This window comes from Bacillus sp. RAR_M1_44, assembly GCF_020165935.1.
Taxonomy (GTDB): domain Bacteria; phylum Bacillota; class Bacilli; order Bacillales; family Bacillaceae; genus Bacillus; species Bacillus altitudinis.
Map to the genome: position 1 here is coordinate 1,775,975 of NZ_JAIUKX010000001.1, position 23,873 is coordinate 1,799,847.

The 23,873-nt window shown below is 41.3% G+C and carries 22 protein-coding genes, 1 pseudogene and 1 riboswitch; of the genes and pseudogenes, 2 read left to right on the top strand and 21 right to left on the bottom strand.

Annotation, left to right across the window (positions count from 1 at the left end; all coding sequences use genetic code 11):
- Positions 1–205 precede the first annotated feature (205 nt).
- The 9 genes from licT to LCD34_RS09515 form a co-directional block, all read right to left on the bottom strand.
- Complete coding sequence (gene licT / locus LCD34_RS09475) at positions 206–1,039, bottom strand: BglG family transcription antiterminator LicT (RefSeq protein WP_017358647.1); 834 nt, start codon at positions 1,037–1,039, stop codon at positions 206–208.
- Between the two features lie 224 nt (positions 1,040–1,263).
- Positions 1,264–2,079: a YwqG family protein gene (locus LCD34_RS09480; RefSeq protein ID WP_224558839.1), complete on the bottom strand. Its 816-nt coding sequence runs from the start codon at positions 2,077–2,079 to the stop codon at positions 1,264–1,266.
- Between the two features lie 173 nt (positions 2,080–2,252).
- The gene (locus LCD34_RS19645) at positions 2,253–3,092 is read right to left on the bottom strand and encodes a methyl-accepting chemotaxis protein (RefSeq protein ID WP_224558840.1); all 840 of its coding nucleotides are present in this window, start codon (positions 3,090–3,092) and stop codon (positions 2,253–2,255) included.
- 149 nt (positions 3,093–3,241) lie between these two features.
- Positions 3,242–3,976, bottom strand: a complete 735-nt coding sequence (locus tag LCD34_RS09490; protein ID WP_045033732.1) for an energy-coupling factor transporter transmembrane component T family protein — start codon at positions 3,974–3,976, stop codon at positions 3,242–3,244.
- Positions 3,966–5,564: an ABC transporter ATP-binding protein gene (locus tag LCD34_RS09495; protein ID WP_224558841.1), complete on the bottom strand. Its 1,599-nt coding sequence runs from the start codon at positions 5,562–5,564 to the stop codon at positions 3,966–3,968. Before LCD34_RS09495 ends, LCD34_RS09490 begins: the two co-directional genes overlap by 11 nt.
- Positions 5,539–6,138 (bottom strand): ECF transporter S component, encoded by a 600-nt coding sequence (locus tag LCD34_RS09500; RefSeq protein WP_019743666.1) that lies wholly within the window; start codon positions 6,136–6,138, stop codon positions 5,539–5,541. The genes LCD34_RS09495 and LCD34_RS09500 overlap by 26 nt, the downstream gene beginning before the upstream one ends.
- The gene (gene tenA, locus LCD34_RS09505; RefSeq protein WP_224558842.1) at positions 6,135–6,821 is read right to left on the bottom strand and encodes a thiaminase II; all 687 of its coding nucleotides are present in this window, start codon (positions 6,819–6,821) and stop codon (positions 6,135–6,137) included. Before tenA ends, LCD34_RS09500 begins: the two co-directional genes overlap by 4 nt.
- A gap of 87 nt (positions 6,822–6,908) precedes the next feature.
- A riboswitch (TPP riboswitch) is annotated at positions 6,909–7,012 on the bottom strand.
- Positions 7,013–7,068: 56 nt separating this feature from the next.
- The gene (locus tag LCD34_RS09510; RefSeq protein ID WP_025208237.1) at positions 7,069–8,196 is read right to left on the bottom strand and encodes a hypothetical protein; all 1,128 of its coding nucleotides are present in this window, start codon (positions 8,194–8,196) and stop codon (positions 7,069–7,071) included.
- A gap of 141 nt (positions 8,197–8,337) precedes the next feature.
- Positions 8,338–8,994 carry a type 1 glutamine amidotransferase domain-containing protein gene (locus tag LCD34_RS09515; RefSeq protein ID WP_017358640.1) on the bottom strand — a complete coding sequence of 219 codons (657 nt, stop codon included), beginning with the start codon at positions 8,992–8,994 and terminating at the stop codon, positions 8,338–8,340.
- Between the two features lie 227 nt (positions 8,995–9,221).
- Between LCD34_RS09515 and LCD34_RS09520 the strand changes: the two are divergent.
- Positions 9,222–9,413 (top strand): annotated as a pseudogene (locus tag LCD34_RS09520) (hypothetical protein); the annotation flags it as partial.
- Positions 9,414–9,556: 143 nt separating this feature from the next.
- Here the strand turns inward: LCD34_RS09520 and LCD34_RS09525 are convergent.
- From LCD34_RS09525 to LCD34_RS09575, 11 genes are all read right to left on the bottom strand, one after another.
- Complete coding sequence (locus LCD34_RS09525; RefSeq protein WP_007498006.1) at positions 9,557–9,928, bottom strand: DUF1304 domain-containing protein; 372 nt, start codon at positions 9,926–9,928, stop codon at positions 9,557–9,559.
- Positions 9,925–10,188 (bottom strand): ORF6C domain-containing protein, encoded by a 264-nt coding sequence (locus LCD34_RS09530; RefSeq protein WP_008345710.1) that lies wholly within the window; start codon positions 10,186–10,188, stop codon positions 9,925–9,927. The genes LCD34_RS09525 and LCD34_RS09530 overlap by 4 nt, the downstream gene beginning before the upstream one ends.
- Before the next feature lie 207 nt (positions 10,189–10,395).
- The gene (locus tag LCD34_RS09535; RefSeq protein ID WP_050826756.1) at positions 10,396–12,777 is read right to left on the bottom strand and encodes an immune inhibitor A domain-containing protein; all 2,382 of its coding nucleotides are present in this window, start codon (positions 12,775–12,777) and stop codon (positions 10,396–10,398) included.
- A gap of 189 nt (positions 12,778–12,966) precedes the next feature.
- Complete coding sequence (locus LCD34_RS09540; RefSeq protein WP_008345714.1) at positions 12,967–13,260, bottom strand: putative quinol monooxygenase; 294 nt, start codon at positions 13,258–13,260, stop codon at positions 12,967–12,969.
- 25 nt (positions 13,261–13,285) lie between these two features.
- The gene (locus tag LCD34_RS09545; protein WP_008345716.1) at positions 13,286–13,924 is read right to left on the bottom strand and encodes a nitroreductase family protein; all 639 of its coding nucleotides are present in this window, start codon (positions 13,922–13,924) and stop codon (positions 13,286–13,288) included.
- A 14-nt stretch (positions 13,925–13,938) separates the two neighbouring features.
- On the bottom strand, positions 13,939–14,382 hold the full coding sequence (locus LCD34_RS09550; protein WP_008345718.1) for a MarR family transcriptional regulator: 444 nt from the start codon (positions 14,380–14,382) through the stop codon (positions 13,939–13,941).
- 547 nt (positions 14,383–14,929) lie between these two features.
- The gene (locus LCD34_RS09555) at positions 14,930–16,231 is read right to left on the bottom strand and encodes a pyrimidine-nucleoside phosphorylase (protein WP_017358633.1); all 1,302 of its coding nucleotides are present in this window, start codon (positions 16,229–16,231) and stop codon (positions 14,930–14,932) included.
- Positions 16,232–16,255: 24 nt separating this feature from the next.
- The gene (locus tag LCD34_RS09560) at positions 16,256–17,437 is read right to left on the bottom strand and encodes a NupC/NupG family nucleoside CNT transporter (protein ID WP_017358632.1); all 1,182 of its coding nucleotides are present in this window, start codon (positions 17,435–17,437) and stop codon (positions 16,256–16,258) included.
- Between the two features lie 167 nt (positions 17,438–17,604).
- Positions 17,605–18,276: a deoxyribose-phosphate aldolase gene (gene deoC, locus LCD34_RS09565; protein ID WP_017358631.1), complete on the bottom strand. Its 672-nt coding sequence runs from the start codon at positions 18,274–18,276 to the stop codon at positions 17,605–17,607.
- Between the two features lie 84 nt (positions 18,277–18,360).
- Entirely contained in the window at positions 18,361–19,305 is a 945-nt protein-coding gene (locus tag LCD34_RS09570; protein WP_048002487.1) for a sugar-binding transcriptional regulator, read from the bottom strand.
- 60 nt (positions 19,306–19,365) lie between these two features.
- Positions 19,366–20,241, bottom strand: a complete 876-nt coding sequence (locus LCD34_RS09575) for an aldose 1-epimerase family protein (protein ID WP_224558843.1) — start codon at positions 20,239–20,241, stop codon at positions 19,366–19,368.
- 239 nt (positions 20,242–20,480) lie between these two features.
- On the opposite strand from LCD34_RS09575, the gene LCD34_RS09580 reads away from it, so the two are divergent.
- Positions 20,481–22,304 (top strand): acyltransferase family protein, encoded by a 1,824-nt coding sequence (locus tag LCD34_RS09580; RefSeq protein WP_017358628.1) that lies wholly within the window; start codon positions 20,481–20,483, stop codon positions 22,302–22,304.
- A 129-nt stretch (positions 22,305–22,433) separates the two neighbouring features.
- Here LCD34_RS09580 and LCD34_RS09585 read toward each other — a convergent pair whose 3' ends face one another.
- Complete coding sequence (locus LCD34_RS09585) at positions 22,434–23,705, bottom strand: MFS transporter (RefSeq protein ID WP_046526804.1); 1,272 nt, start codon at positions 23,703–23,705, stop codon at positions 22,434–22,436.
- Positions 23,706–23,873 lie beyond the last annotated feature (168 nt).

Here is a 23,873-nt window from a genome sequence, read left to right on the forward strand (position 1 = left end):
AACAATCCTTCATAGCGATTGATCGTTATTCAATTTTATAAGCCTTTAGATACAAAAAAACCTAAATCATGCCTTATCAAAGATAGGGACAATGATTTAGGTTTTGCCTGCTTGACCAGTAACAATCCTAAAAGATTGTGGGTTATTGAGTTTATAGTTATAAATTAGCATGTTAATTTTGATATGTCAACGCTTTCTTTTTGATTTATTTTCTTTTTATGACTCGATCGATGTGCAAAGTTAAGTATAACATCTCATCTTCTATGAGACTTCGGTTGTATTCTTTTTGAACATAGTCATTAATTTTCTCCGCACATTGAAAAGCGGCTGTATTTTTTTCCTTTACCACTTCATACAGAAACTCATTTTGATTTTCCATTTGTGTTTCGTTAAACAGACGCTGTCCAAAAAACTTCAAATGCGTGACAAAACGGAAATAATTTAATGATTCTTCGTCCAAATCAATTTGGAAATGATACTTTACGATGTTCAAAATATCTTGAATCAGTTTTGTAATTTGAATGACATTCGGCATTTCCTCATTCAGTTCTGCATTGACAATATGCATCGCAATAAAGCCTGCTTCATCCTCGGGTAGGTGGATGTTGAGCTTGTCCTGTATGATCCGAATCGCTTCTACACCACACATGAATTCCTCTTTGTACAGCCGTTTGATTTCCCAAAGCAAGGCATTTTTTATGTCCATTCCTTTTTGATGACGTTCAATAGCAAAGGTAATATGATCCGTTAATGTGACATAGATGCTGTCATTTAAATTTTTGTTAAGGGTCGTTCTCGCGTAATCGATAATTGCCTCACACACTTGCATATACTCGATCGGAATATCATAAAGCAGGGTTTTGAATTTTTCTGATATATCTTTATTTTGAATGGAAAATACTTTTTCGATACGTTCTTCGTCAATTGGGTCTCCGCTTTTCTTTTGAAACGCAATCCCTCTGCCCATAATGACCAGCTCATGCTGCTCGTCATCATACGCACTGACCACATTATTGTTGATTACTTTCGAAATGATCAATTGATCCCCCCCAGTACATTCCGCTTTTTCGAGCATTTCATTGTTGATTGATATGTCATTTTATTATTATTTTCAAAAAAGAGGACTTTAAGATGATTTTACATTTTTTTTTGATACGGTCAACTAGAAAGAATGACATATTACCTCTCAGAAATGACGATTTAGGGGCAAAAAGGCTAAAAATAGACAAAAAACACTCTTCAAAAAGAGTGTTTTTTACAAAATTAGGAGCAATCCCAATTATAGACGACATTTTCGAAATGTTTTCGTTTGAGGTCTTCTGGTTTGATAAAAAAGTTAGCAATGCCGCAATCTCCCCACAACATGTCCACTTCATCATCTGAGTCAATTTGCAATAATAGCACACTATGTTCTTGGTCTACATAGGTACGCGGGTCTTCTTGTGTAAAACCTGGGTATCCGCCTACTTTGTGGCCAAAGCCACTTGCTGTCTCATAAAATTCATCTAGTAAAGTATCTGCTTCATCACCATCAATACCAACAGCATCTTCGAATAGATCCCAGCTTTGCTTTCCTGTGACTTTTTCAAAGCGGAAATCTCCTACACTGATCGTTTCGCTTGATAATTCACCTGTAATCGCACCTTCCTTCGTAACTGGAAAATAAAAATCGTCAGGAATTTTCACGAATGAAAAATCAGTCAATAAGTCTTCTTCAGCTAAGAAAGGTTCCTCAATAAATTTGATCCGAAAATCTTTTTGCTCTGTTTTATGGTCAATATTCATCCCATAAAGATCATCATGTACAGAAATAAACACTTGCAAAAGTCCTGTTTCTGGGTAATCTTTCAGCTTTGGCAGCTGGCCGAAATTGATTTGTGCCAGCAGCTTCATAGGATGGCCTTCTCCATCAACGGGATATTCGTCGTTTTTTGGGAAATAAGGATCACCTGATATTTTGCTGTCATATGGTCCTGTTTTTCCTTGTTTTATCTGTAATTGAATCAGTGGTTTTTCAGTTTGATCTAACAATGGACGGTAAGGCGCAAGTACTTCTTGCAGCTTTGCTGATTGTGTCAAGATGGGCTTCCTCCTTATGTATAGGTCTAATGATCAAAACAGGTCTCTCTTTTTCTATCATACAGAAGTGTAACTTCCCTGTCAGTGAAAAACCGGTCAATATCATGACAAAAAACTCACTCCAACACGTTAAAAAACCTCCGATACGGCTGGAGGTTTTGTGATTCGTTTATTTATTTCACTTGATAATTCACTAAGTCTGTTGCCAATGATTTCATCGTTTCGTTCGTTTCGTGCAGCCCCTCAATAATTTTTGTGAAAGTGCCAACGAGTTCTGCTTGATGTTCAGATGAAGCCACGATTTGTGCTATTTCTTCTTCCATTCCTTTGATAGAGCCTTGCACATCTTTTAGCGCTGTTTCAATATCAGTCGTTGCTTGCTTCGCGTGAGTAGACAGCTTTCTCACTTCCGTAGCAACCACCCCAAAGCCTGCACCTGCTTCACCGACTCTTGCAGCCTCAATGGATGCATTGAGTCCAAGTAAGTTCGTTTGATCAGAGATACCTTTGATGAGATTAGACACTTGATTGATTTTAGAGGAATTTTCGACAGTGGTTTTTGTATTTTGTAGAATTTGTTCACTTGTCGCTTGTAGTTCCTCTGAATGTGCAGCCACTTGCTGTACCATCGCGACCAGTTTTTCGGAAGCATCGTTACTTTCCGTCATAATGTGTTCTAATCGTTGTTGATTCGTTTGGTCATATGCTACACAGAAGGCAGCGATTACTTGACCATTGTCATCTTTAATCGGGACGGCGACGATGTCCATAGGAATTCCGTACACCTCTTTAGGAATCTGGATAAATGATGGCTCTCTCCCATTTTTCAACATCGAAAAGTTTTGGAACCCGGGAGCTACAACGTCCCCTGCTTTAAACCCTAAGTCAATGTTCCCGTGCTGCTGATAATAAAGAACCTTCTCTTTCCCTAATACAGAAAAGGTTAGCTGCTCTCTCATAGCTAGTCCAACGATTGGTAAAGCGTCTATTATGTTATTAATTCTCTGTGACATTCGCTCACGTTCATCCTCTCTTTTTCTCAGTACACTCTCTTTATCGGTTCTTTATATGATCTATTACAGCCTGCAATGTGTACTAATATCAACCAAATGACCTAAGACATATAAAACAGCCACATTCTATCAAGAGAATGTGGCTGTTTTTAAAAAAAGAACATGCATATCAACACACTGATGACGATGAAAAAAAGATACATGCAGTCGATCCATGAAGTGCTGATGACATGATAATATGTTCTCTCCCTCGTCCCTGTGAAGCCTCTTGCTTCCATCGCAATGGCTAGTCGTTCAGATTTCCGTACGCCTTGCGTGAAAAGGGGGAGTGCATAACGTATAAAGGCTTTCCAGCTGTTTTTTTGCTTGTAACCTCTAATTTTATGTGCAGCCTTCATTTGCTTCAATTCACTTTGAAACAACGGGATAAACCGGAAGCCTGCCAGCATCCCATATGCCCATTTGGGTGACATTCGGCATTGATGGATTAAGCTCATCATAAAGGCCGTCAAATCAGTTGTTGATGTAAAAAGGAGACCAAATGTCACAAACCCAAGCATTCTAAAAGAAATGGTCAGCCCATTTCTTAAACTCTCCTCCGTGATATGAAACCATGCCCACTTCCAAACTGTATGATCTCCCTTGCCAAAGGCCGCCATCATCCAAAACACGAGAATGAAAAAGAGCAGATAAGGTACAAGTCTGGTGATGAGGTATTTCAAATTCCAGCCGCCTAGGACAAGTCCAATTCCAAGTGCAAACAGCCAGATGATGAACGTCGTTTTAGGATCAGAAATAGCCATCAGACAGCACATCGCAAGGAGATGGGCGAGTAATTTCATGACTGGATTTACAGTGGATAGAAAGGAGTGATTACTTTGCAATCGTCATCACTTCCTTTCTTTCAGCCATATAGCGATAATGTAACGGCACTCTCAGCTCACACGAAGTGACAAGTTCCTGATGAGAAAATAAATCAAAAGGCGAACCATCATATACATGCTCCCCTTGATGAAAAACAAGCACCTGATCAGCGCACTCATCGACGAGTTCCATATCATGTGTGACCATGATAATGGTGGTGCCTTGTCGTTGCCGTTCTTTTAAACGCCGGATTAACTCCCTCGCCGTTTTCTCATCCTGCCCGAAGGTCGGCTCATCTAAAATGAGAACATCCTGATCAAAAAGAAGCATCGTGGCAACACTTAATCTTCTTTTTTGTCCTAAACTTAAGGTGAAAGGATGCACGTCTCTATGCTTCTCTAGGCCGAACTCTGCCAATAGCTGATTCGTTTTTTCTTGCACCACAGGCTCTGGCCAATTTCGCTGTCTCCCACCAAATGCGATTTCATCAAACACTGTGTCCTGTATAAATTGAAGTTCTGGATTTTGAAATACAAAGCCGGCTTTTTCATATAATGTTCGGTCAGACCACTTTTTCAGGTGTTTTCCTTTTAAAAAAATGTGACCTTTCTTTATTGGTTCTAAACGGATGACATGTTTAAGAAACGTACTTTTTCCGCTGCCATTTTCACCAATGATCGCAACCCAATCTCCTGCTTTTATATCAAGGTGCAGGTCATCTATAATGCTTTTTTTCCCGTAGCTTAATTGTAGATGATCTGTGCGAATAATGATCTCTCGATTTGTTGATGACAATTTCTCATGACGTTCTTTTCTCGCCTCAAAGGTTTGCAAGAGTGTTTGACTCAGTGGATGAAATGAATCTTGTACGATAGTGGACCATTTCTCGGGAAATATTTTCGGACGCCAAATGCCGGCTTCTTTCATTTCTCCCTCAAATGTGTTCATCACGTCTTTTGGCGTTCCATCTGCTATAATACAGCCTTGATGATCTAATAAGATCACCCGATCCATCCACTCGATGACACCGTCTAACACATGCTCCACAAAAATCATCGTCTGATTCTGTTCAGCCGAAAGCTGCTGAAGCAATTGAAATATCTCCATTCTTCCTGCTGGGTCAAGCTGTGCTGTCGGTTCATCAAAGAACAGGACATCTGGCTCTAATGCTAGTAAACAAGCAAGCGCCAACCGCTGTTTCATTCCGCCTGATAAAGTATGAATATCTGTATTTGGGTCGACATCCAGCTGTACCTTTTTCATGAGATGTTGAATCATGTCATCCATTTGTTCTCGAGGGACAGATCGATTCTCTAAGCTAAACGCAATTTCTTCATTGACTCGGTGCATACAAAACTGCGAATCTGGGTCTTGAAACATGACACCAGTATGCCTTTGCCGCATCACTTCTCCCTGTACTTCAGCTTCCATATGCTCTGGAATAATGCCAGCAAGCACAGAAATCAGCGTAGATTTCCCGCTTCCACTTGGTCCTAATATCAGCACCTTTTCCCCCTTTTGAATAGAAAGAGATACTTGATGAAGAACGGGATTCGGCTGTTCATAAAAACGGACAGTGAGATTACTGCACGCGAGAAATGAATCCATGCTGGTCACCCTTACTTCGTTTTTCTTTCATGATGGCATATTGATTCAGCACACCCGTTTTAGATAAAGCATCCACCACAACCTTTGCCAAGCAACCGCCGAGTAACATACCGCTGATGACTTGAGTGACAAGAGTCATGAGTAACACTTGAGGCGTGTAATAGCCGAATCCATTGGCAATGAGGCTATATGCCATTGCCCCTACTGCTGCAAAGGCACCAGACAACATGAGTGTCCACATGCGATATCGCTTATAGCCAAATAGAGCGAAGGCGATTTCTGCTCCAAGTCCTTGGCATACACCAATCAAAAGCGCAGAAAGACCGAAGTGGCTGCCTGTCAGTAATTCCACGGCAGCGGCAGCTGTTTCTGCGATGAGGGCAGCGCCTGGCTTTTGGATAATGTAAGCAACGATTGGACTAGCAATGACCCAAATTCCGAACATGATGTTGCCTCCTGCTGGACCGACAAGGGCTGTAATCGGTAAATAAAGAGTCGACCACCCTAAATAGATGACTCCGCATGCCACTGATAAAATGACAGCAAGAACGACTTCTTTCATCTTCCATGTCATGAAGAATGCACCTCCATTTGGACAGGCCACTCTTCGACAGTAAAGGCCATGTCCCAGAATTTATACTCAAGCTGACAGCTTAAGATGAAGTGCTGTTTCATTTTCTTCTTTTCCTTCTCACTTGCTTCTTCCGCCCACTGATCAAGCCGTTTGCAAAGCTCCACTGTAACAGAGTCCGTTAACCCGCCATAAAACGTGATCCACTCATAGAATGGATGGGCAGGATCGGGCTCTACATCTCTGAGCATTCGTTTGCCTATTTCCCAATAGGTCCAAGGGCAAGGGAGCAAAACCGCAATGATTTCTCCTAGCGTCCCTTCCTCGGCGACTTGCAGCATGTGATGAATATAGTGATGAGCACTTGGCGCCAAAGACGCACCTTGAAGTTCATCATAAGCGACACCTACCACCCGGCAAAGGTTTTGATGAGGATGTGTCTCACTATCAAGGACAAAAGCCATTTGTTGATGGAAAAAGGTAATGTCCTCTCTGTCTGTACATCTGCTAATGGCTGCCGCATAAATTTTAATAAAGGCATTTAAATATTCTGCATCCTGTTTGACATAATGAATGATCTGTTCCTTTTCGAGTTCTCCTGCTGCGAGTCCTCTCACAAACGGATGCTGATAAATCGCTTCAAATAATGGTTCTGCTTCTTGCCTTAATTGGGTTGAAAATGTCATAAAAAAAGCCTCCTCTTTTTCAGTTGAATAAATGAAAAAGCCACCCCAAATGGAGCGGCCTTCTTATCGATTCAATCATGAATAAGACAAGGTCCAGCTCCACTTCCCTCCGCTAGTACAAACTAGATCAGGTTCAAAGGGTCCAAGATTTTCTCTTGTCTCAGTCATACATGACTCCCCTAGTGGACTTTTGTCATTTAATTATCTTTACTCTACACATGTGGCGATTTGATGTCAACTGCCGATCTTAATTCAATGTATTGATCGTTGGCAGCTTCTCGATCCCTGCTGCATAGTAGAAATTAAGGACACTGAAGAAATCAATTGGCTTTCCTGTCTTTATATCAACAGCCAAAATATGATCGCCATAATTGGTCAGATCATCAATGTCTAAACGCCTTGGCGTTGTCTTTCCGAGAGTATCAACAAAGCTGCTATGGTAGTACTGCCCACTAGCAAACGATGATTCATGATACATAAATAATGTCTCCACATCTAAGTAGACAAGAATGGCCTCAGAGGAACTCGCGTATGGAGCAGAGTACGATACTGGTGCCGAAATACTTTTCACTTTTACACTGTCAACAGAATGCGTTCTCTGTTGATATTTTCCATCATATGAGAAATAAAATACACGCTCCCATTTATAATCGGCGGTCTTAGATTGTTTGTTATACACTTTTGTACCATTTGCGAAAACATCCCCATTGGCATACGAAGCAACAAAGTATTGCAATGTTGATGACAGGGATTCAGCACCTGTGAAATTTGGTGGGTTTTTTGCATTCACCTGTAATGTATATGAGTCTCCAAAGTCTCCACCGCTAGTAATACCAAACGCATAATCACCCGCTGGTAAATTGCTTAACGCAAGCAGACTGCCTGCTGGTTGAATCAGATCCGTTGGATAAGCTTGTCCTTCTTCATAATCAATAACAAATAACTGAACGAAATAATCAGCATTTGGAGAGGTAATCCTGCTGATGAGCGCCTGAGGGGACGATGTACTTAAGAACCATAAATCAACTGGATCTTCCTCGTTTAAAACTGCCGATTGATTAATGGCTAGTCCATCAATAGAGCGAACGGCAGACGTGCGCATCTTTCCATCTGCAGCCGCTTTTCGTTTAATACTTATTCCCTTTTTCTTATCTACTTTAAATGATTTTTTTACTTCCTTCTGTTGAACCGCAGTCCCTTTATCCTGCTTTTCAAACGACTCTTGCACTTGCTGAATGGCTTTTTCAGTCAGTGGCGATACTTTTTCACTTGATTTTGGTGCATCTTCTGCTTTGATTGCTGGTGAAAATAAACCTGTTGTGACCAATAAAATAGACAGTAAGGCGGCGGTGATTTTGACATAAAATGCTCTCACAGGAACATCCCCTTTTCCCTAATTTGGGTTTTTTACCCTGTGATTATTTTACCATTTTTCTAATACTTGTTTTGGACTTTTTTAGGAAATTTTTATAACAAAAAACCAGCCGTATGAGTCACGACTGGTTTTTTTGATGATTTATGCAATGGTTTTGACAAATAAGCGTGCTGTTTCTGCACTTGATCCTGGATTTTGTCCAGTAATGATTTGTCCATCTACAACAGCGAATGGCGCAAATGCATCGCCTTTTTCAAATGCTGCCCCTTGCTCGCGAAGTTTTGTTTCCAATAAAAATGGAACTTTAGATGTCAGCTGAACAGCATCCTCTTCCTCATTTGTGAATCCTGTTATTTTCTTGCCGTCGATAAATGATTTTCCATCACGATCCTTCACATCAACAAAGGCAGAAACGCCATGGCAAACTGCCCCAACGGCTCCATTTTTGTCTGAAATCGCTAAGATCGCATCGGCAACCAATTGATTGGATGCAAAGTCGATCATTGGGCCATGTCCTCCAGCAAAGAAAATGCCATCATACTCAGCTGGGTTTACATCTGTCAGTGCCTTTGTGTCTTGAAGTAATTCATACACATCTTGATATTGTGCTGGAACTCCTTCAGGAATTGAATTTTTATCGATCGGTACTGTTCCACCTTTTATTGAAACAATTTGCACGTTGAGTCCATTTTCTTTAAAAATATGAAATGGCTCGGCCAATTCTTCTAGCCATAAGCCTGTTGGGTGTCCGTTCATTTCTGAGCTGCTTGTTGATACTAATAAAACGTTCTTGCTCAACTTTATCATCCTTTCTATTTATCATGTGGCTATTTTATATTTTGCACAATTAAATATCAAGCAATCAGACTTGGATACAACTCTTTATGTTATACCCGATTTTTTAAAAAATATAGCCTCACTTCAAATCTAATCATTCTGTCACATTCTATTGACAGGGAATTTCATGTAAAATTGTGATGAAATGATATAATATGAGAAACAATTGACAGACCTCTTGCGCTAGAGGGAATTTAAAAGGAGTGGAAAAAGAGATGAAAACCTATTCGATTGTGATGATTATCATCACGCTCTGTATCATATTGGCTGTCTTTTTAATGAATCTTACGGGCGTCATGTATGGAAAAATCATATTGGCTGTCGCTGTTGCCCTTTGTCTTACGTCCATTATTCGTTTGATGGGAATGCGTAAAAGATAAAAGCCGCCCTCTGGGGCGGCTTTACTGTGTAGACAAACCCTCGCATTCGGTGTCAGTCCTGCGCTTCGGTGCTCACCAATGTCAAATTCGCTCCGATGCTCGTCCTTCCTAAACTGCAAAGGTTTTCTATCACGCTGATAGGATTATATAGCCAGGATAAGTGCAATTAATGCAAGAAAAGCTGGTAACCCTTGTTTGATGATAATCGATTTATTAGACGTCACACCGCCAAATACTGCTGCGATGAACACACAAAGAACGAAAAATAGCTGAATCATATATCCTACGGTATTCGAACCAAGAATGAGCCCCCAAATGAGTCCAGCAGCTAGAAAGCCATTGTATAGCCCTTGATTAGCAAACATCACTTTCACATTTGGATCCTTTTGTAAGTGTTCAGGCAGATTGAAAGATCTTTTCGCCATTTTTGATTCCATAAAAAACATTTCTAGTAACATGATGACAATGTGCTCTAAAGCGACAATTCCTACTAAAATCATTGCTAAAATATTCAATTTAGTGAATTCCTTTCTGATAGACGGTCTCGTATTTGTATTTTGTCCGTGTATAAATCAAAGTCTTGGATTAGCTCTAACGCCTCATGAAAACGACTTTGTGGAATGTCTTTCATTTTTCTTACACCAAATTCCTTTTTAATAAAAGCCATGATGGTATTAATATGAAGCTTACCGTGGCCATCATACTCTAAATGGCTGCAAAAAGTCTGCATCGTCCCTCGAATCACCTTTAATTGCTTGGCAGTGACACAACTCATTGGTAACGCTCATCCTTTCTTGGTTTTTTAACAACTAAAAAGAACATTGAATGAAAGAAAAACCTTCCAATCTCTATTATATAATGGTTTCATTCGGATATCAAAATAAAAAAGAACAAACATTCGATCAAAGACGAGTCATACGCTAAAAATCCATGTCTTAACGTATCAAAAAGCCGGATTCATGGATAGAATCCGGCTTTTTGTTTAGTTGCTTTTAGAAATTAATACCTTTCCAACAGAACGGTCCTTACTTTGTCCGACGACTTTAAAGGATAGGCCGTATGTTGGCACATCACGTCCTGCATCCGGGTTATTTGGATTCACATAGTTCTTTTTATCACTAAATGTACGCGTTGGGCGGATATAGCGATCCTCTAAGGTTAAGCCTGTTGTCGCTGTATAATCAATATTCAGCTTGGTGCTTGGATTCAAAGAGAATGCTGCATCATGTACTTGGAAACCTGTCGCTGCAATAGAGCCGTCACTCCATTTCAACACTTGTTGATCTGCATCTACGACTCCAAGGAAGCCGTTCCCTGGATGTTTTCCAACCCAGTTATCACTGTACGATTGATCGACGTACCACACGACCAAACCGTTATTATAGCTCATCAGACTTGCTCCTCGTTTGATATGCTTTAAGCCTTTATCGACATCAGCATAAGAGCGCCATTCTAGTAAATAATACTGAGCGGCATATTGTTTTCCATTAGATTGAGAGAATCCATTAAAAGTGAACGTGGACGTTCCCTCGGCATCATCTGACCACACTTTTGATCCATCTACTGTAATCTTTAGATCATCTACAAATAAACCTGGCAGTGAATATCCTGCATCGGTTGTATAGCGGAATTGCAGATCGATCTTCTTCCCTGCATAAGCAGAAAGATCAAAGGATGCATCTACCCAGCCATCTGATTTTCCATCGATGCCATTGCCTTCATTCGCTCCTGCCTCATTTCGATCATTCGTAATATTACCAGCAATGGTTGTCCATTTGTCTGTCCCAGTTTCACGAACTTCTACATACGCATAGTCATAATCTTCTTCGATATCGTACCATGCTTTAAACGTAAGCTCGGCTTTGCTTCCCTTCGACAAATCAATCCCTGATGTCGTCATGGTAGCATTCAAATTGTCACCTGTTCCGCTGAAGTATGAATATTGCCCTTGTGCAGGCTGAGTGACCACAATCTCTTTATCTGGCAAATCGACTCGAACCGCATCATGGTTGGTTCCTTTTGTTGCTGCTTCATCGATTAAAACTGTTTTGCTTTTTGTTAATGTCTTACCATCAATGGTTTTTCCAGAAAGCCAGTTGCCGCCATGCAAGTTTTGAAGCATTTCTTTTGCATATGGACTAAAACCTGTTGGTTCCGTACCAGGTACTTTACCTGCCCAGCTTCCGCTTGACATGATAGACCAATAAGAAACGGGCTCTCCTCTGCCTGTGTATTGTGTATCGTATTCATCAGGCAGACCAAGATCATGTCCAAATTCATGTGTGAACACGCCTGCTGCGCCATCTTCAGGCTCAATCGTATAATCTAGAGCGCCTAACTTTCCGCCTTGACCCACTTCTGATTCAGTGTTTGGAATCTCAAATACATCACCAAGTGACCAGCGATGCGACCAAATCGCGTCAGAGCCAAGCTGTCCGCCGCCAGCTTCTTCACCTACGCCAGCGTGTACAACCATGAGGTGGTCAATGATACCGTCCGGCTCATTATAAACACCGTCCCCATCCATATCATAGCGGTCCCATTGATCATATTCACCAAGGTCAATGTTTGGATCCTTTGCCGCTGCTTCGAGGGCTTCTTTCACCAATTCGCGCGGTCTGCCGTCACTGCCTGATTCGTCTGGTACGTTCCCGCCATAATATGCTGCTTCATGCTTGGCTGTATACCATCCAGCTACTGTTCCACTAATCGTGTAGCTTCCACCGGACTGCTTTTCATAATACTGCTTCATAGATACTTTTCTTTTACCATCTGGACCGATGTAGCCATTTTTTCCGAAAAGCATATCTTGGTAATGCTGCTGATCGTACTTGTCATAGTACATATCAGTCTCTTCTTTTTTAATACTATTATGCTTATAATCTTTAAAATCTACTAATAAGACCAAAACTTTATCATTACGGACGTCGCCTTTATATTTTTCCTTTTTCACCGGCTTTACTTGATTGCCTTCTTTTCCTTTATGCTTCTTTAACTTTTTCTTTTTGGCTAGTTTATTATGTACATTTTGTTTGTATTCTTTTAGGAATTCAGGTTCTTCTGTTAAGGTACTTGCGCTTTGTTTCATCGCTGCTTCTTCTTTTTTCTTTAAGTAGTTCTTTAATGCTTTTTGGGTTTCTGCCTCATTGGCATTCTTTTTGATCTTTCCTTGTTTTTTCAAGGCTTTGATGAGGCGGTCTTCATTGACAACACTTGCGTCGAATGGAATACCTGAATAATGACCACCATCTGAGGATGTTGACTTTTCTGAGGTGTGGGCAGATAGAGGGGTGCTGAAAGCTGTCAATGTGCCTAAACTGAGGACAGCTGTTAGTGCGATGCTCGTCCATTTCCCTTTTTTCATATTGGTTCCTCCCTAATTTGGTAATAAATAATATCTAATTCTAGCATATTCCAATATACTTAAGTCGAAAAACATTTTATTTTCAGAAACTTTGTGGAAAATGCACAATACGAGATTGAAATAGGTGGAACGAATTGTCGAAAATAAAAGAACCCTAGGCTATAAATGCCTAGGGTGTTTGTTGTTTTTCTATGAAAGCTGCTCTCCTTGATATGCAACAACATCAAGTGGAGCGGCTAAAAATTCTTTTGCCTTTGCGACGAAAGCTTGGAAATGTGCACTTGCATTATGGCTTTGAACCGCTGCTTCATCTTTCCACACTTCTACCATTAAAAAGGTGTTTTCTTTCTCTGTATCCTTGAAAAGCTTGTAGGACACATTGCCTGCTTCTTCCTGTGAAGCTTTCATTAAACCGTTGATTTCTTCTAGAAATACGTTTTCTTTCTCTGGATGAATGGTCATCCCTGCATGAATAATAATCATATGATCGTCTCCCTTTTTTTAAAAATTATTTCCACTCTGTGATGCGATCGATCGGTAAACGGTAAGAAGCATAACCTTCGTCAGCCGCTTTCCCAATGGATAGAAGCATAACTGGTACATAGCGCTCTTTATCCCAGCCGAATGTTTCAGCGATGACTTCTTTGTCATATCCGCCAATTGGGTTTGTATCATAGCCATGCGCACGAGCAGCAAGCATCAGTTGCATTGACACAAGTCCACCGTCAATTAAGATCGTTTCACGATTCACTTGCTCTGGAAGAGCTTCAAAATGTGCAGTTAATGCAGCAATTTGTCTTTCTTTTACTTCCTGCGGCATGTAGCCATTTTCTACTGCTTTTGAATAAATTTCTTCTAAGTATTCATTGTTTTTCATATCTGCAAACACAGCGATGACAGCTGATGATGTAGCTACTTGTGTTTGGTTGAATTTTGCGAGTGGTGCAAGCTTTTCTTTTCCTTCTGGGCTGTCAATGACCATGAAGCGCCAAGGCTGAGCATTCACTGATGATGGTGCTGTTGTTGCCTCTTCTAAAATCTCCGTCATTTCTTCTTTGCTAATTTTCACTGCTGGATCATAGTTACGAATGGAGCGGCGTCCTTTCATAATTTCCATAAAATCGTTTGTTTTTAATGTTGTAGCCATGTTGAAACACTCCTTTAGGTTGTTTGAATCTTTTCGATGTTTTGTTGTATTCGGATGAGCACATCAGTGAGAAGCTTTCGTTCTTCGTCACTTACGTTTTCAAGCATTTCTGAGATAAATCGTTCTTTTTCTTTTTTAGAAGCTTCGATTCTTGTTCTGCCTTCTTCTGTCAGACGAACAAGCGTGACTCGATTATCTTCTGGCTTTCTTCTGCGCGTGACCATTCCTTTTGTTTCTAACTGTTTTAAGTGACGCGTCACAGCCGCACTATCAATATTTACTTTTTTCTGCAAATCGGACTGGCTGATTTCGTCTGCTTGAAATAACAGTGATAGCAACTCTAGTCTTGATTGGCTGATGCCCGTGCATGCTTCGAACTTCACGCCCATCATACGGTTCACACACTGCAAACGATATAATACCTCTGCTTCTTCAGAGCAAAATGCAGTCAATGCCATCCCCTCTTTTCTATTCAGATCAATTAGTTGATATATCAATCATTGACTCGTCAACTAATATACACCCATTGTTTCATGATTGCAAGAGGTTTGTTTCATAAAGTGAAATTTTTTATTTCAATCAAAAAAGACGAGCTTTTGCTCGTCTCAGACCGTAGACAAAGGGCTAAAATGTAGCTTATTTTAGCCCTTTGTCTTCTTTTCAGCGTGAAAGAAAACCTTTGCAGTCTAGGAAGGACGAGCAATGGAGCGGAACGAATTTGACATTCGTGAGCACCAGCGCGCAGGACTGACACCGAATGCGAGGGTTTGTCTTCACGCTGGGACGAGCTTTTGCTCGTCTTAAGAACTTGGTGTTGTTGTTGGTCCCACATAGTAGCTGATAAATCCAATGATCATCAAGACTACAAAAATAAAGAGAATGAGTTTGAGCATTCTCATGGTTTATCCCCTCCCATTCATCTAACTTATCATATCTAGAAGAAGCGCTACCTAAAATTTACATAAAAAAAGACAAAAGCGATTCATCACTTTTGTCTTTTTCTCTTTATTCTGTAATCACTGTATGAATCAAAGTCGGAGCATCGGCATGGTCATCAATGCGGATGTTGTCATAAATTTTCTCCATGACATTCGCAACATCTTCACGATTTGCATGCAGCGTCACGAGAGATTCGCCTTTTTCTACACGATCGCCTACTTTTTTGTTGAGCATGATGCCAACAGATAGGTCGATATCGTCTTCTTTTGTTGCACGTCCTGCTCCAAGAATCATTGCTGCAACACCGATTTCGTCTGCGACGATTTCAGCGATCACACCTGATTCTTTTGCCGGCACTTCGATTTGATAAGGTGCTTGTGGCAATTTTTCCGGTTGATCTACAATCGAGCCGTCTCCACCTTGGTTTTCTAAAAATTCCTTGAATTTCTCAAGTGCTTTGCCGTTTTTCATGACTTCAATTAGCTTTTCTCTTGCTTCATCAAGTGTCTCTGCTTTTTTCGCAAGAACGACCATTTGACTTCCTAATGTGAGCACAAGCTCGTTTAAGTCTTCAGGGCCTTCGCCTTTAAGCGTGTCAATCGCCTCTTTCACTTCAAGGGAATTTCCAATCGCTAATCCTAGCGGCTGAGACATGTCTGAGATGACAGCCATCGTTTGTCTGCCAACATTATTTCCGATACGAACCATTGCTTTTGCAAGCTTCTCAGAGTCTTCAGGTGTTTTCATGAAAGCACCTGCACCTGTTTTCACATCTAATACGATTGCATCTGCGCCTGCAGCGATTTTCTTACTCATAATCGAGCTTGCAATGAGCGGGATTGAGTTAACAGTTCCTGTTACATCACGAAGGGCATACAGTTTTTTATCAGCAGGTGTCAGGTTGCCTGATTGTCCAATGACCGCTACTTTATGACGATTCACCAGTTCGATGAACTCGTCTTTTGTAATTTCAACGTGGAAGCCTTTGACTGCCTCTAACTTGTCGACTGTTCCACCCGTATGTCCAAGACCACGCCCAGACATTTTTGCAACAGGTACATCAAGTGCTGCAACAAGAGGAGCGAGTACAAGCGTTGTTGTATCGCCTACACCGCCTGTTGAATGCTTGTCTACTTTAATACCTTCGATAGCAGACAGGTCAATCGTGTCCCCTGAGTTTGCCATAGCGAGTGTTAAATCTGCACGTTCTTGATCCGTCATATCTTGGAAGAAAATCGCCATCGCCAAGGCACTTGCTTGGTAGTCAGGAATTGTTCCGTCCGTATAACCTTTGACAAAGAAAGAAATTTCCTCTGAAGATAATTCTTTTCCGTCACGTTTTTTCGCAATGATATCTACCATTCTCATTGTTTTCACCATTCCTTTTTTAGTTTAGTAAATCAAACCGACAACGCCTGCTGTTAAGAAGCTGACGAGTGTTGCACCGAATAACAGCTTTAATCCAAAGCGTGCGACAACGTTTCCTTGTTTTTCATTTAAGCCTTTCACTGCTCCAGCAATGATACCGATAGACGAGAAGTTCGCAAATGACACAAGGAATACAGAAATGATCGCTTCTGTACGAGCAGTGAAATGAAGACCGTCGCCAGATAGAGCAAGCATCGCTACAAATTCGTTAGATACCATTTTGGTCGCCATAATACTTCCTGCTTGTACCGCTTCACTCCAAGGTACACCAACAAGGAAAGCAAATGGTGCAAACACATATCCAAGTACATCTTGGAAAGAAACACCGATGGCAGCTGTGAAAATACCATTAATCATCGCAATTAATGCAACGAATCCAATCAACATCGCAGCCACAACAATGGCTACTTTGAAACCATCCATAATGTATTCGCCGAGCATTTCGAAGAAAGATTGTCTTTCTTCTTCTACGACTTCAAGCATGTCTTCGTCTTTAGACACTTCATATGGATTGATGATAGACGCAATAATAAATCCACCAAATAGGTTCAGCACAAGTGCTGTAACAACGTACTCCGGTTTAATCATTTGCATATACGCACCGACAATGGACATTGATACAGTCGACATCGCAGATGCACACAATGTATAAAGACGCTGTTGAGGTAATAATCCAAGCTGCTTCTTAATGGAAATGAACACTTCGGATTGACCTAAAATCGCTGACGCTACGGCGTTGTAAGATTCTAGTTTCCCCATTCCATTGACTTTACTAAGCAAATACCCAATTCCGCGTACGATCAGCGGAAGGATACGCCAATGCTGCAGGATACCAATCAAGGCAGAAATGAAGACGATCGGCAGCAAGACATTGATAAAGAAAGTTGACGCATTATCATTCATTAAACCGCCAAATACGAAGTTGATCCCTTCACCAGCATAGCCTAGAAGCATTTGGAATCCTTTTGCAAAGCCCCCGACTAGGAAGTTCCCAACACCTGTATTGAGCAGAATATAACCTAAAATAAATTGCAGTACAATCATGACAATGACTGGACGGAATTTCACTCGCTTTTTCCCGTTACTTGCCAGCCATGCAATGGCGAGAATCACCAGCAAACCGATAATACCAATGACGTATTTCATGTTTTTCCTCCTTGAATGAATTCGTTTACATTAATGTGCTTGTATGGAACAAACCCTATTTCGCAAACAAATTGCGGAAGAAAATCCCAGAAATGAGACCCTTCCGCATATGACTTTTTCATCATCTAATGAGTCATGATTGTTATCCTACCATAGGATCGTATGAATTAATAGTCTTTAGAAGGAGCTGATTGATCCCCTTTAATAATGGAAACGCCTGCACTGGCACCAATACGGGTTGCGCCTGCAGCTGTCATCGCTTCTACGTCTTCTTTTGTTCTCACGCCGCCTGATGCTTTGACACCGATGTCAGGTCCAACTGTTTTACGCATTAATGCGATGTCCTCAGCTGTTGCACCGCCTGTACTAAATCCAGTCGATGTTTTGACGAAATCAGCGCCAGCTTTTACAGAAAGTTCACAAGCTTGTACTTTCTCTTCATCCGTGAGTAGACAAGTTTCAATGATGACTTTCACTAAGGCTTTGCCTTTTGCTGCGTCTACAACGGCACGAATATCTTGTTCAACTGCATCATATTCGCCATCTTTCAATGCCGCAATATTGATGACCATGTCCACTTCAGTTGCACCGTTTTCAATGGCATCCTTTGTTTCAAATGCTTTCACTGCTGTTGTGTTTGCACCTAACGGGAAACCGATGACTGTACATACATCAACGCCTGTTCCTTCTAGTTCTTTCGCCGCAAGAGATACCCAAGTTGGGTTCACACAAACGGAAGCAAATTGATATGTCTTTGCTTCTTCTAGTAACTGCATGATCGCAGCTTTAGATGTATCTGGTTTTAGTGCTGTATGATCAATGAGCTTTGCTATTGTCATGATTCACACTTCCTTTTAAATATGATACTTTCATCTTAAATGACTATTGAACAATTGTAAATATAGTTATGAAATTTTGTTCATCTATTTTGTGACATTTAAAAGAGCTCTTGCTGTGTGCTGATCGATCATCAATACGTTCGCATATTTTCCTCTCAGCGCCCCATGGATAGAGGCAACCTTTCGATGTCCACCAGCAACAAGAATGGAGCGCTCTTTTGTTCTCAAATCATCCAGCTCCACACCGATTGTGCGATTATTAATCGCTTCACTGCAAATGCGTCCTTCTTGATCATAAAAACGCGAACAGATATCTCCGACACTGGATGTCTTGAGCAGCGCCTTTTCTTCTTCACGGAAATAACCGAGTCTAAACAAAAGCGCCTCATCTCTTACCGTCCCAACAGTAAACACAGCGATATTTGCCTGTTTGCCCATTTCAATAATGCGCTGAATATGTCTGTCCTGTTCGACCATCTCTTTAACGGCGGCACTATCGAACACAACAGGCAGTGGCAAATAGCGTGGTGCCGTTTGAAAAGCTGATGCAAACAGCTGAATCGTTTCCGCAGAATATGTATTCACATGTGAATGGCTGATTCCACCTTTCAGCTGAACCACTTCTACCCCTTTTACCTGTTTAGGTTGCATCTTTTGAGCAATTTGATACATCGTGGTGCCCCAGCTCACTCCAACGATATCGCCGTCTTTCACCGTATTTTGAAGATAATCTGCACCAAACCGGCTCAAGTAATCCGTAATCGTTGGATAATCGTCCTTTGGCGAAAATACCACATGAGCCTCGAGCAGATCATATTTTTCTTTCAGCAATAAGGACAGCTCATTTAAATCCTCAAATGGGTCCATCACTGTAATTTGGACGTACCCTTTTTCCTTCGCATACTGAAGCAGACGAGACACCGTTGGCCTCGACAGGTCAAGCTGCTTGGCGATTTCCTGCTGACTGTAATCAGATAAGTAATAGAGCCTTGCTGCTTCAATACTTAATTGCTGTTTGTCCCGATCCATTCGTACGCCTCCTTTTTTCCTCTATCATAACAAATTGTTCACTTCACCATGCACAAATGTTCATTTAAAGAAAATGGTGTAAGCTGCGTGAAAGGTCTCTTGCTTCTCTAAGGTTTGAATGCCGAATTTCTCCTTATACTGCCCGTTTGTCCCTTCCATATCAGCGATCCCATACCAAGGCTCAATACAAACAAAAGGAGCCATTGTTCCCTTTTCTTGATCATATGGAGACCAAATACCAACGAACGGAAAACCACTGAGATCGACCTCAACGCCGTGACCTGCTTGAGAAGTCAATGATACTTGCTCAATATGACTAAAGATCATTGCATCGTTCTGAAAAAGTTCTGGGCGAAGTTGAATCGACTCAAACTCAACACCTTTCTTCTTCTCTCTCACAAGTGAATCATGAAGTTCATATTGAATTGGATCATGTTCGGTGGAAGGGATCAATGTGAGTGAATAATCAGCTGTCTGCTCGCCTTCAACAAGCGGGACATGAAATGCCGGATGCCCACCAATCGAGAAATACATCGTGCCATCTCCTTCATGAACAATTTCCCAGGAAATCGTTAGTCCATTTTCCGACAGTGCATAACTGATGCGCGCTGTAAATTCATACGGATATTGTGACGTGTGACGGCCATTTGATTGATATTGAAAAATCACCTGATCTTTTGCTTCTTCAAATAGTTCAAAATCAACATCACGCAAAAATCCATGCTGCGAGAGTTGATACGTTTGATCGTCTATCTTGTATTGATCATCCTTCAACCGTCCGACAATCGGAAATAAGACGGGCGACACCCTGCCCCAATAAGCAGGGTCACCAGACCACATATATTGACGTCCACTTTCTTTATGAAGCACCTCTCTCACCTCGGCACCTATCTCATTGATTTGAACCAATAACAGATCATTTTCAATCGTTCTCATTCAACACATCCCCTTTCCTTCTTCTTTTATTATGACAGGGATTTTCGGTTTGAGTATAAAAATAAGAATCCCTCAAGCCTTAGAATAATTCTTCATATAAAAAAATTTTAAAAAAGACAGAAATTCGCCAACAAAATGTAATGCTGATTCGTCTAATCTTATATAAAATAAAAGAATCGTTGTTCTTTTGGAGTGACAACAAAAAAGACGCGTTTGACATTGATGGGGGATTCTTTTTCATGAACAGCAAGGAAAACCGTTTACGTTACATATTAGGATTAGATGGGCTGAGAGCTGTTGCCGTATTGGCGGTCATTGCTTATCACTTACATATTGAACCCGCAAGCGGCGGGTTTCTTGGCGTTGATTTGTTTTTTGTGATTTCTGGTTACTTGATTACAACCATCTTGCTGCATAAGCAGGATTTGGGCTATCAAGAGCTTCTGCCTTTTTGGATGGGCCGCATCAGAAGGCTGCTTCCAGCTGCCTACGTCATGATTTTTTTAATCGTCAGCTGGTGCGCCATTGCTGGTTCAAATGCATTAATGTCCATTCGTGGCGATGCCTTATCGTCCTTTTTTTATGTGAGTAACTGGTGGTATATTTTTCATCAGCTCTCTTACTTTGACAGCTTCAATGCTGTATCTCCACTAAAAAATTTATGGTCTTTGGCGATTGAAGAGCAATTTTATCTCATTTGGCCTGTACTGTTGATTGCTGGACTGAAATGGGTGAAAAATAGATCCCATCTTCCTATGATCACCTTTGGTCTGGCACTTGTATCTGCGTTATGGATGGCCATTCTCTATTCACCGGATACTGACCCAAGCAGGATCTATTATGGAACAGACACACGTGCGTTTGCACTCCTCATCGGGTGCAGTCTTGCATTTGTCTGGCCCATGCACAGACTTTCCAGCAGAAAGTTACTTCCTGTCGGCAGACGTATGTTACAAATAGCCGGATTCGGTTCGATGGTCATTTTCCTCTTATGTGTTTATGCAGTCGACGAATTTGACGGCTTTCTCTACCAAGGCGGTATGCTTTTATTCTGTTTGAATGCAGCGATCTTAATTGCGTGTGTCTGCCATCCTGCCAGTCTTATTGGGAAATGGCTGTCTTTTCAACCACTCGTTTGGCTCGGAAAGCGGTCTTATGGCATCTACTTATGGCATTATCCAATTATCGTGCTGACCACACCGGTCATTGAGATTGGACAGCCTTCCATAGGACGTGTCACATTGCAGCTCATCGCAATTCTACTCATATCAGAGGCTTCCTATCGTTTGATCGAACAGCCGATTCGTAAACTCGGGTTTAGACACTATTTTGCCTCTTGGTCGATTTGGAAAACAGGAATCAAGCAATGGTCTATGTCCAACAAAGTGTTTCTTGGGATTGCCGCAGTCCTTTTGATTTTATTTACCATTGGCATGTCTAGCTCGTCTCATACATCCCCACATGCCAAGGAAGTAACACAAATTAAGACAGCGCCCCAAAAGGCAGGCGGTCAGACAGAATCAAAAGTGAAGAAAAAGAAAGACAAACATGAGAAAAAAGCAGCGGATCCTAAACAATTTAACCAAGTTCTTGCCATTGGTGATTCCGTCATGTTAGACATTGCTTCAAATTTAGAAAAGGCCTATGAACCCATCACCATTGACGCAAGGGTCGGAAGGCAAATGAACGAAGCCATCCGCATCGCCCCTCAATATGCTTCTTTTAACAAGGCTGATGCCGCTGTTATTATTGAGCTTGGCACAAATGGTTATTTTACAGAGGGGACTTTGACCTCATTCATTCAACATTTCTCGAAGGCTCATATTTTTCTTGTGAACACTCGCGTTCCAAGATCTTGGGAAAATGATGTGAATGCAGTCATTGAGCGTGTGGCCAATCAACATCACAATGTGAGCTTAGTCGATTGGCATTCAGCCGCTACCGGACAGCCATCCTATTTTCAGCCAGATGGTGTTCACCTTTCCACAAAAGGCTCTGACACATTGACTGAGCTCATTAAAGCCAGTATCAAGAAAAAAGGAGATGTGTCCTCAGCATCATAAGAAAGCTAGCATCCTGTGAAGACATGTGTGCAGTTGCTCTGTGTATTTTGATAGAAGATTCAAAAAAAGACATGATTTCCAATGATTGGAGGCATGTCTTTTTTTGTGATGGATGAGCACGGAGCTGCATTATGTTTTACTTTTAAAAGACCAAACGATGACAGGGATGAGAATTAACGATAAAATTCCTCCGCTTAAAGATAATGTAGCATAACTCGTATTCGCCACGACCATTCCTGAAAGGGCACCGCCAGAAGCACCTGCTAACGCAACAAAAACATCGAGTGTTCCTTGGGTTTTTGCCCGGGTTGATGGATCTGTAGAATCCACTATTTGAGCAGTACCACTAATTAAACCAAAGTTCCATCCCAATCCAAGTAAAGACAAAGCAATGATTAATAGAATCATTGAATCACTTGGTGCGAATGCTGCTAATAAACCAGCAAGTAACAATGTGATGCCCGACGCTATGCTCATAGCTGTTCGTCCTAGTTTATCTACAAGTACACCCGTGATAGGTGAAGGAAGATACATGGCCCCTATATGAAAACCAATCACAATGCCCACTTCGGCTAATCCATGGCCATGATGCTGCATATGCACCGGTGTCATGGTCATGAGTGCCACCATGACAATCTGAGTTAAAATCATCACTGTGGCACCTACTGTAAGCCCTTTTTTATCTGTTTTTTTATCAGCAGCATCTGCTTTATTTCCATGACCATGTTCTGCTTTGTAAGTTGCTATTCTTCGGGCAATGTCTAATGGATCAGGACGCAACAGAATAAAAAGGACAAGACCAGCTACAATAAATGCTACTGCTGATAAAATAAAAGGACCGGCAAGTGCTGGAACACCAATGGACACTGCAAATTTACCCATCACTTCAACTAAATTCGGACCTGCTACTGCTCCAAATGTTGTCATGACCATTGTTGTACTAATGGCAGTTGCACGCTGTTTAGAATTCGCTAAGTCCGTCCCAGCATAACGCGCTTGTAAGTTCGTGGATGTTCCTGCTCCGTAAATGAAGAGCGATGCAAATAATAAAATGACACTATTCATCATAGCTGCCAGCACAACGCCAATTGCTCCGAGCCCTCCAGCAACAAAACCTGTCGATAAACCGATGCGTCGTCCATAACGTTGCGAAAGCTTTCCTACAATGAAAGCTGACCCAGCTGACCCCAAAGTAAATAAAGCGATTGGGACTCCTGCATAGGCTTCAGTTCCAAGCATTTGTTGCGCTAAAATGGCACCTACCGTAATTCCTGCAGCTATTCCAGCCCCTCCAAATATTTGCGATAGACTGACAACGAACAATACTCGTCTATATAAATTTTTCAATTTTTGGGGTGAATCTATATAATTCTTCACTACATCTTGTTCTGTATCTAACACTTGTAAACACCCACTTGAGATTTATTTGCCCAATGTAACCATTATATCAACTCCGACTACAATCCTTGATTAAATCTCTTCCACCTCTCGGCCATTTACATGGCGAGCAAGCTATTGTTTTCGGATCATGAATAAAGCGCCCACATGACTGACCTGTACTTTTGAGCT